This is a genomic window from Zarconia sp. (assembly GCF_057467645.1).
On record NZ_JBRJXU010000144.1, the window covers coordinates 26890 to 40717 of the forward strand.

A 13828-nucleotide genomic window follows, 5' to 3' on the forward strand; every position below is an offset into this window, starting at 1 on the left:
ATCTAGTCTCCAATGCTCTCCCGACGCACCCGATGCTCAGATCGCAGCGAATTATCAGTCTTTAACCCAACTCGAAACGAACATTATACGACCCGATCAATTGTGAATTGATCGGGTCGGATTTGCCCTCTCACCTCAAAAAATACACCCGTGCCATCCCACTCTCGCTCAACCTCGACCTCACCTTCCCCTCTGAAATTAATAACTTGAGGACAATCAGTAGCATCGATACCGGACGATTGAGCTGGTGGGACAATTCACCCACACTTGCCCCATCGGGGTATCGAGTCAGCAAGTCGAGGAGCATTTCGACGGTGGTGGGACCGGGGGAAGGAATGAGAATCTGGATGTGGTTCAAGGCGATAAAATTTAACGGTTTCTTAATACTGCCGTAGTAGCAAACCACAATCCGGGAAGTTTGGGCAAGGTGGGTAAGCCTCCGGGGGGTGGCGCAAGGAATGGTTTTTAACTGCGCTGAACGTAACGGAGGACAGGGCTGATGGTTTAGTCGTAGCAGCACTAGCTTGCTGAATTTCCTTAACCCGAACTGGCGTTAAATAGAATTGTCGGGGTATTCGATCGTCACCCCTAGAGACCCCAGAAATAAAGTTGCATTTCCCTCTGCCAAGATTCCAGAAAAGACAGAACCGTGAAACGCGAAGATGCGTTCCTTGTTTTTTGGGTTAGCTTGAAACGCAAAAGGCTGCTTGTCAGACGCATAATTTCCCGTTCCGTAAGTTGCCGTTTTACCCGTTTGAGTTTTAAAGGTTAATTGCAGAATCACCGTCTGCCCGAACCAACTTCCCACCTCACCTGAAACTTCAATGAGAGCATCTCCGGGTTCGATTTCAAAGGTACTTTGTTGACCGCCGCTACCACCATGGGCAAACATCGGATTTTTTTCGCCGTAATAAGCTTCGAGGCGATCGATAATATCTCCGTGACGAACGACAATTTTCGTCAAAAATGGAAAGGCTAAGTTTTTTGCAACTTCTGTATCGTCAAACGAATTGTAAAGCTCGTTATCTGCTTCGTGACCGACTGCTTTTTCTTGACGCAAAAGGCGCTGACCGTAGTAGTACAAATCTCGCTGTTGGGTGAGAGGCGAATTATCGTTGACGGTAGCACACATGCGTTTAGCCGCCGCACAAGCGGCATTAACGGCGGTATGCATCGCACCTTCAGTCCAACCTCCCGCCCAAGAGACACTATCCCCAGCCAGGTAAACACCGCGATCGATATTGGCATCAAGTACGCTTAAAAATTGATAGTATGCAGCCTGAATATTGGTTTCTTGTCCGGGATACTGAAGCTTAAACGCGCCGTAGTAGTAATCTTCTCCCTGCCAGTCGATACACAAAATTTCGTCGTTTAAGGGAACCAGATTGTCGGCAAATTTGGAACTCACTTTGGCGATCGCATCTTTACAGAGTTTCAGTCGCGCTTTTGGGGGTAATCCCATTAATTTCGTGGAGTCATCTTCCCAAGTGTAGCTCACAACAACAACCCCATTTTTATCGGGATTGTATTCATCGGGATAGTTGAGAGCATAGACACCGCGCGGCAGTTCATCGGTTTGAATATTTTGGGGAATATCTCGATTCGGCTTACCCCTTTCATCCAACCAGAACTTAGTTTTCGTGCGAATAAATAGTTTGGAAGAGGTGGTGATATGAAGGTTTCGCAGTGCAACTTGTACGGGTTGTTCTTCCATGACAGACTCGGGATTCCCCGGCGCATCGAGGGTTAAACCCATGATTTCCATCGATCGCGTCGTGGTGGTGACAATAACCGCGGCAAAAGATTTCGAGTCCTCACTTCTATCTGGATTGGTGTAGTAAACAACGGGTTGATTATCTTTGTATTGAATCGCCGTAACTGGTGTTTTGAGATGAAGGGTATCTAAATCTTTGAGCGATCGAGCGCCTTGAGGAGATTGAACTTTCTCGGTATAAAACTTCTCAATAAAGTAACTAATTCCAAATGGAAGCAGAATCTGATTGTCTTCCCATCCATTGGCAACAATACGCAAAAATTCGAGAAAATTAACCGGAAATAACGGACCAAATCCACCCGAACCAATACCGAGCGCACCAAATTTATTCACATCTTCATCCGTCCAACTGGGAATTCCCTGACGCACGGCTTGATAGAAGCTGACATTTTGATAGCGATAGATATAACCTTGCCAAATTTGCCGGAGTTTTGTCCGTTTTTCTTCGTATTCTCGATCGTTACCTTTTTGTTTGGCTGTTGCGAGTTCCTGCCAAGCTTTGATGAGCGGTTCGACGAGATGATTGACAAATTTATTCCAATCATCTCCAATTTTCTTAAATTCTTCATTATCTGGGGATGGCGAATCCTCCTTCCAGTTGATTTCTTGATTCTCGTAGTAGAGTTTAGTCGGAACTTTACCCGGATCGGGAAAACTTCCCCCTGTCGTTTCTAGATGGAAAACCTTTTTCAGATAGTGAAAAAATAATTTTCCCGAGGGAGGAAACCGCATCGAACCCAACTCGGCTAGCAGAGGAGATTCGTTCCCATTAGACTCAGTAAAATGTTGAGAATACGCTCGTCCTCCAATGCGATCGGTCGCTTCAAAAATAACCGGATTTGCCCCAATTTTTAAAAGTTCGTAAGCCGCAACTAATCCCGAAACTCCCGCCCCAATAATGGCGACTTCTGCTCCTAATTTTTCTTCGGGGAGCGTGGCAATCCCATTATCGCTATTGACAAATTCAACGTAGTCGTAGATCGTATCAATCACCCCGAGAATATCGTCAGAACTGGCAGAAACTGCGGCTTGTTGGGGTAAGCCGGTTAGATTGTAAAATGGCATAGTTAGACTCCTAATGTGGCTGAATACTGACGATCGAGTTCAATCGGAAAACTGGCTCTCCGGCTCTCCTAACAGTCTGGGATCCAATGTATCTTTTGTAAAAAACGACCGGTGATGGGTTACGGTACGGTACTTCTTAAAATAGATTTGTTTGTCGTGCAAATTATTTCTGTAACTAACCCATAATATCAAGTTCGGTTAAACACTTACAATTCCGGTTTAAGTGAGCTTCGCTTGCTCTCGGGGGCGTGGGGAGCTTGGGAAGAGAATGAGAGAAACACTTTAGCAATCGCGCCTAATTGTAACGAATTATCCGAACTTGATATAAAATGCAATATCAGTCTAATTTTTTCCACCAGTACAGGAGAACCTAATTTAGCCGAGTTTCCTCTGTTGTCGGGCTACAAAAAACGCCGCGTGCATTCATTGAATCCGAGTTTTGTTAACAGAGGTAATTTAGGAGAATTGTCACGCAAACTCCCTAGAATTCCAATTTTTTTAGCTGGAAATAAGCTGACGGCTGAAAGCCGATGGCTGAATGCTTACCAATACCAGAATCAGACTAAAGCGTTTTAAAGACCTATGCTATATTCTTTATTTTTTCTCCTGAATCGGCAGCCAAACATGAAACGTCGTGCAACCCGGAACGCTCTCAAACTCGATTCGACCTTGGTGTTTTTCGACGATTTTACGGATAATATCTAGCCCTAAACCGCTTCCTTCTCCTGCCGGTTTCGTTGTAAAGAAAGGTTGGAAAATTTTGTCTTGAATTTCGGTAGGAATACCCGTTCCGCTATCGGTGATACTGACGCACAAATGCCGATCGCGCTGCTGAACTTCAACGGTGAGCATACCTCGATTATCCATCGCTTGAATCGCATTATGAACCAGGTTCGTCCACACTTGATTGAGTTCGTCGGGATAGCACAAAATTGAGGGGAGATTTTCCTCGTAATGGCGCGCGACTTCTACCCCCTGTTTGAGTTGGTTATTGTAGAGGGTTAAAACCGTTTCGATGCCGTCTGTGACGTTCGCTTCAACTTTTTGGGACGACCGATCTTCGTGAGCGTAGGTTTTGAGGGCGAACACCACTTTCGCAGCTCGATCGGTGGCAATGGAAATGGTTTGAGTGCTGCGGCGAAGGCTTGCCAATCCATCGATTGTATTGAGAATTTCCGTGCTATTTGGGTCTTGAAGGAGAGGCAAAAATTCTTCCACATTGTCGCGGACGCCAATATCGACTAAGGTATCTGCCACCAGATGGGCGCGATCGATTTGGGCGGCTTCGAGTTGGCGCGTCAGTTGGCGGCGAATTTTGCGTTTTTCCCGCGAGGATAACCGAGATGAATCGTCTGAAGTCTGCTTCGATCGATTCAGCAGTGCCAAGAAATCTCGTTGGCGATCGTCAGACAGGCTTTGAAAAAACGTCGGCAGCCGATCGAGTTTGACATCGATAAAGTCGGAGAGATTTTCGATCGAAGAACGGATTGCCCCCAACGGCGTGTTGACTTCGTGAGCCACTCCCGCCACCAGTTGACCGAGTGCCGCCATTTTTTCCGAGTGAATCAGTTCGTCTTGAGTTTCTTTTAACTGTTCGAGAGTTTCCGATAGTTCTTGGGTGCGTTGGGTGACTTTTTCTTCCAAGTTGTGGGAATAGTCGCCGAGTTCGGCGTAGAGTCGAGCATTTTCCAGAGAAATCGCAGCTTGAGAGGCGAGAATTTTCAACACTTCCACCCGATCGGACGTAAACGCCTGCCGCGTCCGGTTATTCTCCAGATAGAGCAGGGCGATCGCTTCTCCTTGTTTTTGCAGGGGCAAGCACAAGATCGATTGCGGTTGGCGATCGAGAATATAAGGGTCGGCCGCGAAGTTCGCTCGCTCGCTCCCATCGTTGAAAACCAAGGTTTTTTGAGTGCGCCAAACATAATGAATGACAGAGGAGGGAAGATTGGGACTGTCTTGGACGGGGGTAGTTCGGACATCGCACTGTCGTTCCCGATACTGAGCGGCGATCGTCAATTCTCCCGTCTCGTTCCCCGTCCGACGATATAGCACCAGCGCGCCATTTTCAGCCCCCGCATTCTCAATTGCCACCTGCATCAACATTGAGAGTAATTTATCGAGGTTAATTTCCTTGGAGAGCGCTTGAGAAGCTTTGAGGACAGTTGCCAGATCCAGAACGTTCGAAAAGCCAGTCTGCGTACTCGATATCGTGTCCGTCGTCCTCTGGGTGATGGTTTCGCTTTCTGGCTCTCGAATTGGGTTGTTCAGAATCGGGGCGAGCAGTTGGGGATAGGTTTCTTCGAGTTGGCGGGCTTTGGCAGAGCTGCCCCAACGGGCATAGCAATAGTAGGCCGCTTGCATATAGCTCGCGGCGATCGCCTCTTTTCCCCAATCGAGATAGAACTGGGCAGCGAGTTCGTTGGCTAATGCTTCTTCTTGAATGTATCGATCGGCTTTAGCTCCGGAAATCGCTTTGTCGTAGCATTCGATCGCCTCGGCTTTCGACCCCAAAATCCGGCATTTTTCCGCTGCCACCAAATCGACTTTGTGTTGGTAGTTCGTCGGGGCGTAGCGCGCCCAGTGTCGTAGCTGGGTTTGGTTTTCCTCCACCCGATCGAAGACTTCAGATGTCTCCTCAGATGTCTCCTCCACCTCCGACTTCAATTTGGCCAGAAGCCTCAACGAATCGTAGAAATAAAATGCCGCTTCCCCGACCGTTCCCCCACCGGCCACGAAATATTTTTTCGCCTCAACCCCGTGATGTTGGGCGGATTCCATGTCTCCAAAGAGATAGCACAGCATCAGCTTGTATAAATGGAAGAAATACAATCCAAATACGTCGCCGGCCGCCGTCAGTTGAGGTAAAAACTCGGCTTCTTGGAGGGCTTCCCCCGCCAAAATACTCGGATTTGTCCCGGCTCCGAGTAAATTTAAAAGGGGCTGCCAATAAATCCGACACCAGTTTGCAGTCGTCAATTGGTTCAATTGCACCAATCCATTGCAGTAAGCGCGCGTCTCTTGCTCTAAACCGGCCAGGGGTTGACCGCACCAGAAAGAATTGAGGCAATAAAAGTGGGCGGTATATCCGACGAATTCCAAGTTCCCGACTTCCAGAGCGGCTGCATATCCCTGTTGCGCCAGAGGCAGGGTTTCGCGAACGGGAGATTGGCGGTGAAGCAGGAATAACCCCACCACGTGTAAGACTTCCGCTTTGAAGGCTTTGGCATCGAGTTGGGAAATGACTTGGAGTGCGAGCTGACCGAACTTGACCCCGGTATTGACGTCTTTTTGCAGATTGCACGCGAGGATGCCATAGCAGGCATAGGCAAACGCCGAAGTTGATGTATTGCCATAGCGAACGGAGAGCCTGACACACAAGCAAACCAGTAGGGGAAATAACGCAGATCCGGAGTTGAAGGCGGTGGGAATGATGCTACTGGCAATCTGGACGATGGCTTGTTGTTGGCGATCGCTCATCTGAGGCAGATGGACCAAGTCTTCAATGTCTCGATCGCCTGTCAACTCCTGAATTTGTGCTAAACAATCTTGAATATCTTGTTGCGTCGGGGTGTCGGGAAACGTCACTCCCAACTGTTCGAGGAGTTGGCAGGCGATGGTAATGGCTTCGGTGAGTTGATTTTGGTATACCGTTGCCAGAATTTGAATCCGGTAAACATCGATCTTGTCGAGTAAGGAACGCGCCCGATCGATCGCCGTTTCTACGAACTGTGCCATCGCCTCAAAGTCACCGCACAGGGAAGCCAATTCTGCCGCCTCGTCGTGGAATGCCAAAGTCATCTCGTATTGCTGCTGCCATGCATGTTCCCCGAGCAACGAGAGTCCGGTACTGGCATATTCGCAACCCGCGCCATAGGCGGTAGCAGATTTGGCCTTGCGACAGGCAATGAGGTTGAGTTGGGCGAGTTCGTCAAGTTCCGCGCGATCGGTCATTAAAGTCGCGCCGTAGTTCAGTTGGTTGACCAGCTCGAAAATGCGATCGACCCGAGTTTCTGGCGGAATCTTTTCGAGCAGCAGTTGTCCGATGTGATAGTGAGTGGTGGTTTTTCGCGCATCGGGAATCAGGGAGTAAGCAGCTTGTTGGATGCGATCGTGTAGGAAACGATAGCTGACGGCGATGGCGTTTTCTCCCGCTTCTTCGATATGGTCTTGGAACAATTTGTAGGCTTCGCTAATCGGTACGAGCAGTTCTTCTTGGAGTGCGTCCCAAATATCTGCGGCTACATCTTCCTGGGACTTCTCGCACACCACCGCTAAAGTCTCGAGATCGAACTGGTTGCCAATACAAGCGGCTAATTTGAGGGCGTTCTGCGTCGCTTGGGGCAATTTTTGCAAGCGTCCCGCCACAAATGTCAGCACATCGTCCGTGAGGGCTGCATCGCGCACCCGCACCAGGTCGCATTCCCAATAGCCTAAGTCGCGATCGAACGCAATTAACCCGTCTTCGTGTAACCCTTTCAAAAACTGAGTGGTAAAGAACGGATTGCCTTGGGTTTTTTGGTAGACCAATTCTGTCAGGGGCCCTGCGAGTTCTTCGCTACAACTGAGGGTTTGGGCCACCAACCGATCGATCTGGGATTTGGCTAAAGGCTGCAAGGAAATCGTCGAAATCGCGGCTCGATTTTTTTCCAGTTCGGCTAAGCTCAACATCAAAGGATGAGCCGGAAATACTTCGTTATCTCGGTAAGCACCCAGCACGAGCGAGTATTTCGCGATCGTGCGATCGACGAATAACTTCAGCAGATTTAAGGACGCCGAATCCGCCCATTGCAAGTCGTCGAGGAAAATGGCCAGGGGATGCTCTTGGGTGGCGATCGCCCCGACAAACTTTCCAAACAGTAAATGGAAGCGATTTTGTGCCGCACTGCCTGAGAGTTTTGGAACTGGCGGTTGAGAACCGATGATGTGTTCTAATTGCGGAATCACCTCGATAATCACTTGAGCACTTTGGCCTAAGGCGTTGAGGATTTTGGTTTTCCAATGGGCTAACTCAGCATCGGATTCGCCGAGTAGTTGCTCCATCAAATCTCCGAAGGCTTGGACGAACGCACTGAAGGGAATATTGCGATTGAATTGGTCGAATTTCCCCTTGATGAAATAACCCCGTTGTTTGACGATCGGCTTGTGAATTTCATTGATAACGGCGGTTTTACCAATCCCAGAAAACCCCGCCACCAGCATCATTTCCGTTGTGCCGCCTGCCACGCGAGCGAAGGCATCGAGTAGGGTTTGTACTTGGGCTTCCCGTCCGTAGAGCGTTTCGGGTATCGTGAAGCGATCGCAAGCATCGCGCTGCCTCAGCTCGAAGGTTGCGATTGTACCTGTGGCTTCCCACTGTCGCAGACATCGTTCGAGATCGTGCTGCAAACCCAAGGCACTCTGATACCGTTCCTCTGCATTTTTTGCCATCAGCTTGAGGACGATTTCCCTGATGGCTTGAGGCACTTCCAACTCTTTTTGGGGGGGAAACTGCGGAACTCGGGCAATATGACAATGGACTAACTCCATCGGCTCGCACGTTGTAAAGGGTAATTGCCCACTGAGGAGTTCGAAGAAGGTGACACCGAGAGAGTAGAAGTCGGTGCGATAGTCAATACCCCGATTCATCCGTCCGGTTTGTTCGGGAGAAATGTAAGCCAGAGTTCCGTCAAGGACGTTAGGACTCACGAGTTGTTGCTGTTCTTTGGGCAGCAACGTCGAAATGCTAAAGTCAATGAGCTCAACTTGTCGGGTGTTGGGTTCGATGAGAATGTTGGCGGGTTTGATATCTTTGTGGATGATTTGCTGTCTGGCGAGATAGTGAAGGGCCCGTGCGAGTTGAATGGCAATGTTGAGAAATTCACTTGGATTTTGGGAGGATTGCTGCCAGTAGTCCAGCAGGGCGATCGCATTACGATCGGGCATCACTAAGGCATAGCCGTTGCCGTAACGTTCGAGGGCCAAGGGGCGAGTAATATTGGGATGGTCCAGATGACGAGCGATCGCGTATTGGTTGCGGAATTGGACTAGCTCGTGAAAATCGGGGTGAGAGTTTCCCAGAACTTTAATGATGACGGGTTTTTGGAGCGCTTGAGAAAACCCTCGATAGACTCGAGTTCTAGAGCCGTTATAGAGTTGTTCTGAGATCTGATAGTTCGGAAGAATGGTAGATATGCCGCTCATATTGAATTTGATGTTCGAAAGTCAAGAACTCAACGTATAGCAGTCGCCATATCGGTTAGGTCACAATTGACTGTGGGCAACCGGGGGCAGACCTCGGTCAAATTACACAATTTTCCGGTGTTGTCCTCACCGCACTGGCAGTTGCTATCAATGCACTCTGTGAATCCAATTTCTATCTCAATTTTTACTCAGGTCAATTCTCTCCAACGGACTATCTGCTGAAGCTGCATGAGGTTTCACTGCTGGTCCAAATCCTTTCCTAACTTGCCACCTGAGCGGACGATTCATTTGCTGCGACACTCCCTTTCTCTCAAACCGTCGGAAGTAATAAGACGTGAGTTTGGGTTAAGCTGACCTCACGTTAATAAAGTTATAGCGCTTCGCGCTGGTTGATTTACAAGATTGAAGAAATAGATTTTTCCCATTTCCCATTCCCCAGAACTGACAATGTTTAATCAAAAGGGCGCGAACTGCTATCAAAGACGAGCTTCGCAAACGGCTTCTATTTTCTGCCCTTGAGAAAATAGGTCGTCATCAGTCCTTTTCCTTTGATATTGATTTCCCCTCTCGGCTCAAATCGGTATTGATGTTTTAAGCGTTGATAGGTGGCTTCGGTGACTTGGATATAGCCGGGAATACCGTGGGATTCCATCCGGCTCGCTGTATTGACCGCATCTCCCCATAAATCGTAGATAAATTTTTTGGTGCCAATCACCCCAGCAATCGCCGAACCGGTATTGATGCCGATGCGAATACTCAGGGATTCTCCGGAGGGGATGCGAAATCCATCAATATGTGCTTGCATATCGAGTGCCATTTCGGCGATCGCTTCGGCACTATCGCGACGGGGAATGGGGAGTCCTCCGGCAACCATATAACTATCTCCGATGGTTTTAATTTTTTCGAGATCGTACTTTTGGGAGAGTCGATCGAAGGCTGAAAAAATTTCATTGAGCAAATTCACCAAATCTTTCGGTTGCGTGCGCGAAGAAAGCTGAGTAAAGCCGACGATGTCGGCAAATAAAATCGTGACTTCCGAAAAGCCATCGGCAATATTATTTTGTCCTTGCTTTAAACGTTCGGCGATCGGCTCTGGCAAAATATTGAGTAACAATCGATCGGATTTTTCTCGTTCGTTGCGCAAGCACAATTCTGTTTCTTGGCGATGTTGGATTTCGCGATGGACTCGCTCGAACATATGACAAAATGCTTGCATCACTTCTCCGAGTTCGTCTTGGCGGCGTATGGATAGGGAGTGAAACGTCGCGGGTTTTTCTTGACCTTGACTGAGGACTTCGGCAGCAATGGTTAAATCATCCCGGAGCTTTAAAATCGGCACAATAACGGTGACGCCCAAAATCAGAATCGTGCAAAAAGTTACAAATACTGAGATAATAACAACTAACCCCGCAATGCGCAGGGCAAATCTATAAAGCTCAGGTTGAATGGAAGAAACATCGTGACGAACGATAAAAATATATTCAACCCCTAAACTTCGGGCAGACCATGCCACATCATATCGATTTCTATGCCAAGTGCGTCGAGTGATAAATCGATCGAGATCGTTCAAATCGGTAAATTCCAATTCGGGAGGTTCGCCAAACGCACCGAGTTCTTCACCATCGCTGCGAAAAACTGAAACCCCTAAAATAAAGGGCTTGGCTAACAGAGATTCAATCGATTCAACGAGACGACTTTCATCGTACATTCCCTGCTGAACTAAGCGAATTGTTGTGGAAATTGAAGCCGCTGAAACTTCTTCAAATTGTAAAAGTAATTCGTTTTTTTTTCGAGAGTAAGAAGGAACTAAAATAATCGCTTCGATAGCAAGAATACTGACCCAAACTAAACCAACAATTTTGCGCGATAACCGAGATTTAAACAGAGTCAACAGGGTAGAAATTTTAACTGACATTTAATTTTCCTTTTTGATGTGTAGCTTATCTCCCTGATGTATAAATTCTCGAACGATATGAGATCGGATCGCTTTTTGTTATATTAACGTTGTACGAACAAAATACTCGCAAACAGACATGTTTGACTTGCCAATAAGGTCAACGATACTGACGCGCGCGACTATCTTGAAGGTTAGACATTCGATCGATTCCAAGGTGATGAGTTTGTCAAGGCTATCTTGGCTCTCTAGCACAACAGTCTGTTCGAGTTTTTAAAGCCCAAAGTTGACGAAACGTTCGATAACTCGATTGTAGTCTCAATTTTCTCAAAAAGCGATATTCTTCCTTTTCAGGATTCAGAAATTATGATGTTACAAACTTGACGATCGACTAAAATTTAGGTCATTATTTCTCCGTTCCCTTCAACTTTGATGCAACCGCATTCTTCAAAAATATACTGATGCTTTAACTCCCGTGCTTTAACTCCCGATCGCTAGCTTCCGCGATCTGAATTTTATAGCAGTTGCCATTCGAGTGAAGACAACACCAGTCAATTGTGTAATTCGCCCGAAGTCTTTCCCCCCGTGCGCCCGTTGTCCCCCGAAGCCCACCTTCACAACGGTCCTAATTGCGATGGCGACGGCTAGATTCGCAATCCCATGGGATTCTATCTGACTTGCCGTATTCACCGAATCTCCCCATAAATCGCCAATAAACTTTTTCGTGCCGATGACTCGAGCAACCACGGCTCCCGTATTCATACCAATCCGAATTCGAAGGTTGGTGCGATCTAGGCGATGGAAACTGACCAGAGCGTGTTGCATATCCAATTCCATTTCCGCTACCGCACGAGCGCTATCCGGGCGTTCCTGGGGAATGCCGCCAGCTACCATATCTGCATCTCCAACGATCTTAATGTTTTCGAGATCGTGTTTTTCGTCGAGGCGATCGAAATCCCTTAGAAACAGCTATATCTATTAATGTTCAGATTAAACTTCGCAACGATCGCTTTGCAACAATTGCGAGTCAGAGATAAATCAGCTGAAATCTTCCGATATTCTTACCAGAAGGACTGATAATAAAGCAAGGTATCCGTTCAGTTCTGTTACATAAACGTACGTTCGGTCGATCGACGCACGAAATCCGTAAGGGAATCTCCCACCAAGCGACACACTCGCCAATCTGGAAGTACCGTCGCCCCTAAGCCTTGGTAAAAGCCGATTGCCGATTCGTTCCAATCGAGTACCGCCCATTCAAGGCGCGCGCAATCTCGATCGACGGCAATCTGAGCCACTTGACCGATTAAAGCTTTGCCGATGCCTCGACTTCGATAGTCCGGCAAGACGAATAAGTCCTCCAGATATAGTCCCGGTTGGGTGAGAAAGGTGGAGTAGCGGTAGAAAAATAGCGCGAATCCGACGCTTTTGCCTTCCCATTCGGCAATGAGGGCTTCGGCGTAGGGTCGTTCTCCAAACAAGTGCTCGGTCAAACTGCCGACATCGCCAGTCACTTCAGCACAGAGATTTTCGTACTCTGCCAGAGCGCAAATGAACTCGAAAATCGTTGGTGCATCATTCGGCTGAGCCGATCGAATTGTCAGTTGGGAAGATAGGGCGATTTGAAACATAACGTCGAATGACGACTGCGATATACCTAAATATACGGCTGCCGACCCAGGAGTCAACAGCCGTATGTTTCAACAGATGGATTAGAGGCGTTTTTCGGCGTTCTCAATAGGTTGGCAAGTGAGGGCGAACGGCCAGAGAACTCGATCGATTCTCACTAAGCCATCACCTCCACCGAATCTAGTGCAACCATCCTTTCAACCGTTCTGCCACTTGGGGGCGACGCAGCTTCCGCATCGCTCGCGATTGAATCTGGCGCACGCGCTCCCGCGAGAGGTCGAACAGGTTACTCACTTCTTGCAGGGTTTGGGTTTGACCGTCATTTAAACCGTAGCGCAGAACCAGAATTTCTCGTTCTCGTTCCGTGAGCACTTCGTCGAGAACATCTTTAATTCCCTGGCGCATCATCGCTTCTCCCATTTGGGCATCGGGAGAGGGGTTGTGGCTGTCTTCGAGCAAGTCGAGCATTTCCGTATCGTCTTCGCTACCCACTCGGTAATTCAAGGAGAGCGATCGCACGTTCATTTGCTTGAGTTGGCGCAGTTGCACCACGGAGGTTTCCAAGGCCGAGGCCAGTTCTTCTTCCGTCGGTTGGCGATTTAAGGTTTGCGCCAGTTCCCGATAGGTGCGCTTGAGCCGATTGAGTTTTTCAACAACGTGAATCGGTAGGCGAACGGTCCGGCTGTCGTTGGCAATGGTGCGGGTAATGCCCTGGCGAATCCACCAGTAGGCGTAGGTGGAGAATTTATAGCCTTTATCGGGATCGAATTTTTCCGTCGCCCGACTCAGTCCGAGAACCCCTTCTTGAATCAGATCGAGGAAGGGTACGCCTCGGTTGAGGTAACGTTTGGCGATCGAAACCACCAGTCGCAAGTTCGATCGAATCATTTTGCGCTGGGCAATACAACCGCGCTCGAAACGCTTTTTGACCTGGCTTTCGCTCAGATTCGTCGCCGCCGCCAGTTCGGCAATCGAGGGGGGGCGATCGAGTTCGGCTTCGAGTTCGGCTTGGCGAGACTTAAGCACCACCATCTCTCGAATCCAAGCGGCTAATTTCGTTTCTTCTTCTGGCTTGAGCAGGGGATAGCGAGCCATTTCTTTAAAGAAGGCTCCCACGGAATCATCCCAAATGGTTTTGGTATAACCGGTGGGTTGAGCGGGGGCGATCGAAGCTTCCGAGACTTCGGGTAAAGCGCCATCGATTGAGGTGTTTTTTAAGCTGACCAAGATATCGTCCTCCCAAGTAACGTCTTAAAGACTGTTCGAGCTAAGGTTTTATTTTTTTT

Annotated in this window: 6 protein-coding genes and 1 pseudogene; all 7 read right to left on the reverse strand. The window is 48.3% G+C overall.

Annotated features, from left to right (window positions below; translation table 11 throughout):
- Window positions 1–130: 130 nt before the first annotated feature.
- The 7 genes and pseudogenes from AC2215_RS21890 to AC2215_RS21920 all read right to left on the reverse strand — a co-directional run bounded on the left by AC2215_RS21890 (window position 131) and on the right by AC2215_RS21920 (window position 13769).
- Window positions 131–520, reverse strand: a complete 390-nt coding sequence (locus AC2215_RS21890) for a hypothetical protein (RefSeq protein ID WP_486812137.1) — start codon at window positions 518–520, stop codon at window positions 131–133.
- 33 nt (window positions 521–553) lie between these two features.
- Window positions 554–2839, reverse strand: coding sequence for an FAD-dependent oxidoreductase (locus AC2215_RS21895; protein ID WP_486812138.1), 2286 nt, complete (start codon window positions 2837–2839; stop codon window positions 554–556).
- A gap of 594 nt (window positions 2840–3433) precedes the next feature.
- Window positions 3434–9022 (reverse strand): trifunctional serine/threonine-protein kinase/ATP-binding protein/sensor histidine kinase, encoded by a 5589-nt coding sequence (locus tag AC2215_RS21900; protein ID WP_486812139.1) that lies wholly within the window; start codon window positions 9020–9022, stop codon window positions 3434–3436.
- 502 nt (window positions 9023–9524) lie between these two features.
- Window positions 9525–10937: an adenylate/guanylate cyclase domain-containing protein gene (locus AC2215_RS21905; RefSeq protein WP_486812140.1), complete on the reverse strand. Its 1413-nt coding sequence runs from the start codon at window positions 10935–10937 to the stop codon at window positions 9525–9527.
- Between the two features lie 636 nt (window positions 10938–11573).
- Window positions 11574–11870, reverse strand: a pseudogene (locus tag AC2215_RS21910) (adenylate/guanylate cyclase domain-containing protein); the annotation flags it as partial.
- 152 nt (window positions 11871–12022) lie between these two features.
- Window positions 12023–12544 (reverse strand): GNAT family N-acetyltransferase, encoded by a 522-nt coding sequence (locus AC2215_RS21915; RefSeq protein WP_486812141.1) that lies wholly within the window; start codon window positions 12542–12544, stop codon window positions 12023–12025.
- A 178-nt stretch (window positions 12545–12722) separates the two neighbouring features.
- A complete protein-coding gene (locus tag AC2215_RS21920; RefSeq protein ID WP_486812142.1) occupies window positions 12723–13769 on the reverse strand; it encodes an RNA polymerase sigma factor, RpoD/SigA family in 1047 nt (348 codons plus the stop codon).
- Between the last annotated feature and the right edge of the window lie 59 nt (window positions 13770–13828).

What these genes read in the sequence shown, in the direction of transcription:
- AC2215_RS21895 (WP_486812138.1), bottom strand. Translation starts at nt 2,839, where the DNA reads ATGCCATTTTACAATCTAACCGGCTTACCCCAACAAGCCGCAGTTTCT.
- AC2215_RS21900 (WP_486812139.1), bottom strand. Translation starts at nt 9,022, where the DNA reads ATGAGCGGCATATCTACCATTCTTCCGAACTATCAGATCTCAGAACAA.
- AC2215_RS21905 (WP_486812140.1), bottom strand. Translation starts at nt 10,937, where the DNA reads ATGTCAGTTAAAATTTCTACCCTGTTGACTCTGTTTAAATCTCGGTTA.
- AC2215_RS21915 (WP_486812141.1), bottom strand. Translation starts at nt 12,544, where the DNA reads ATGTTTCAAATCGCCCTATCTTCCCAACTGACAATTCGATCGGCTCAG.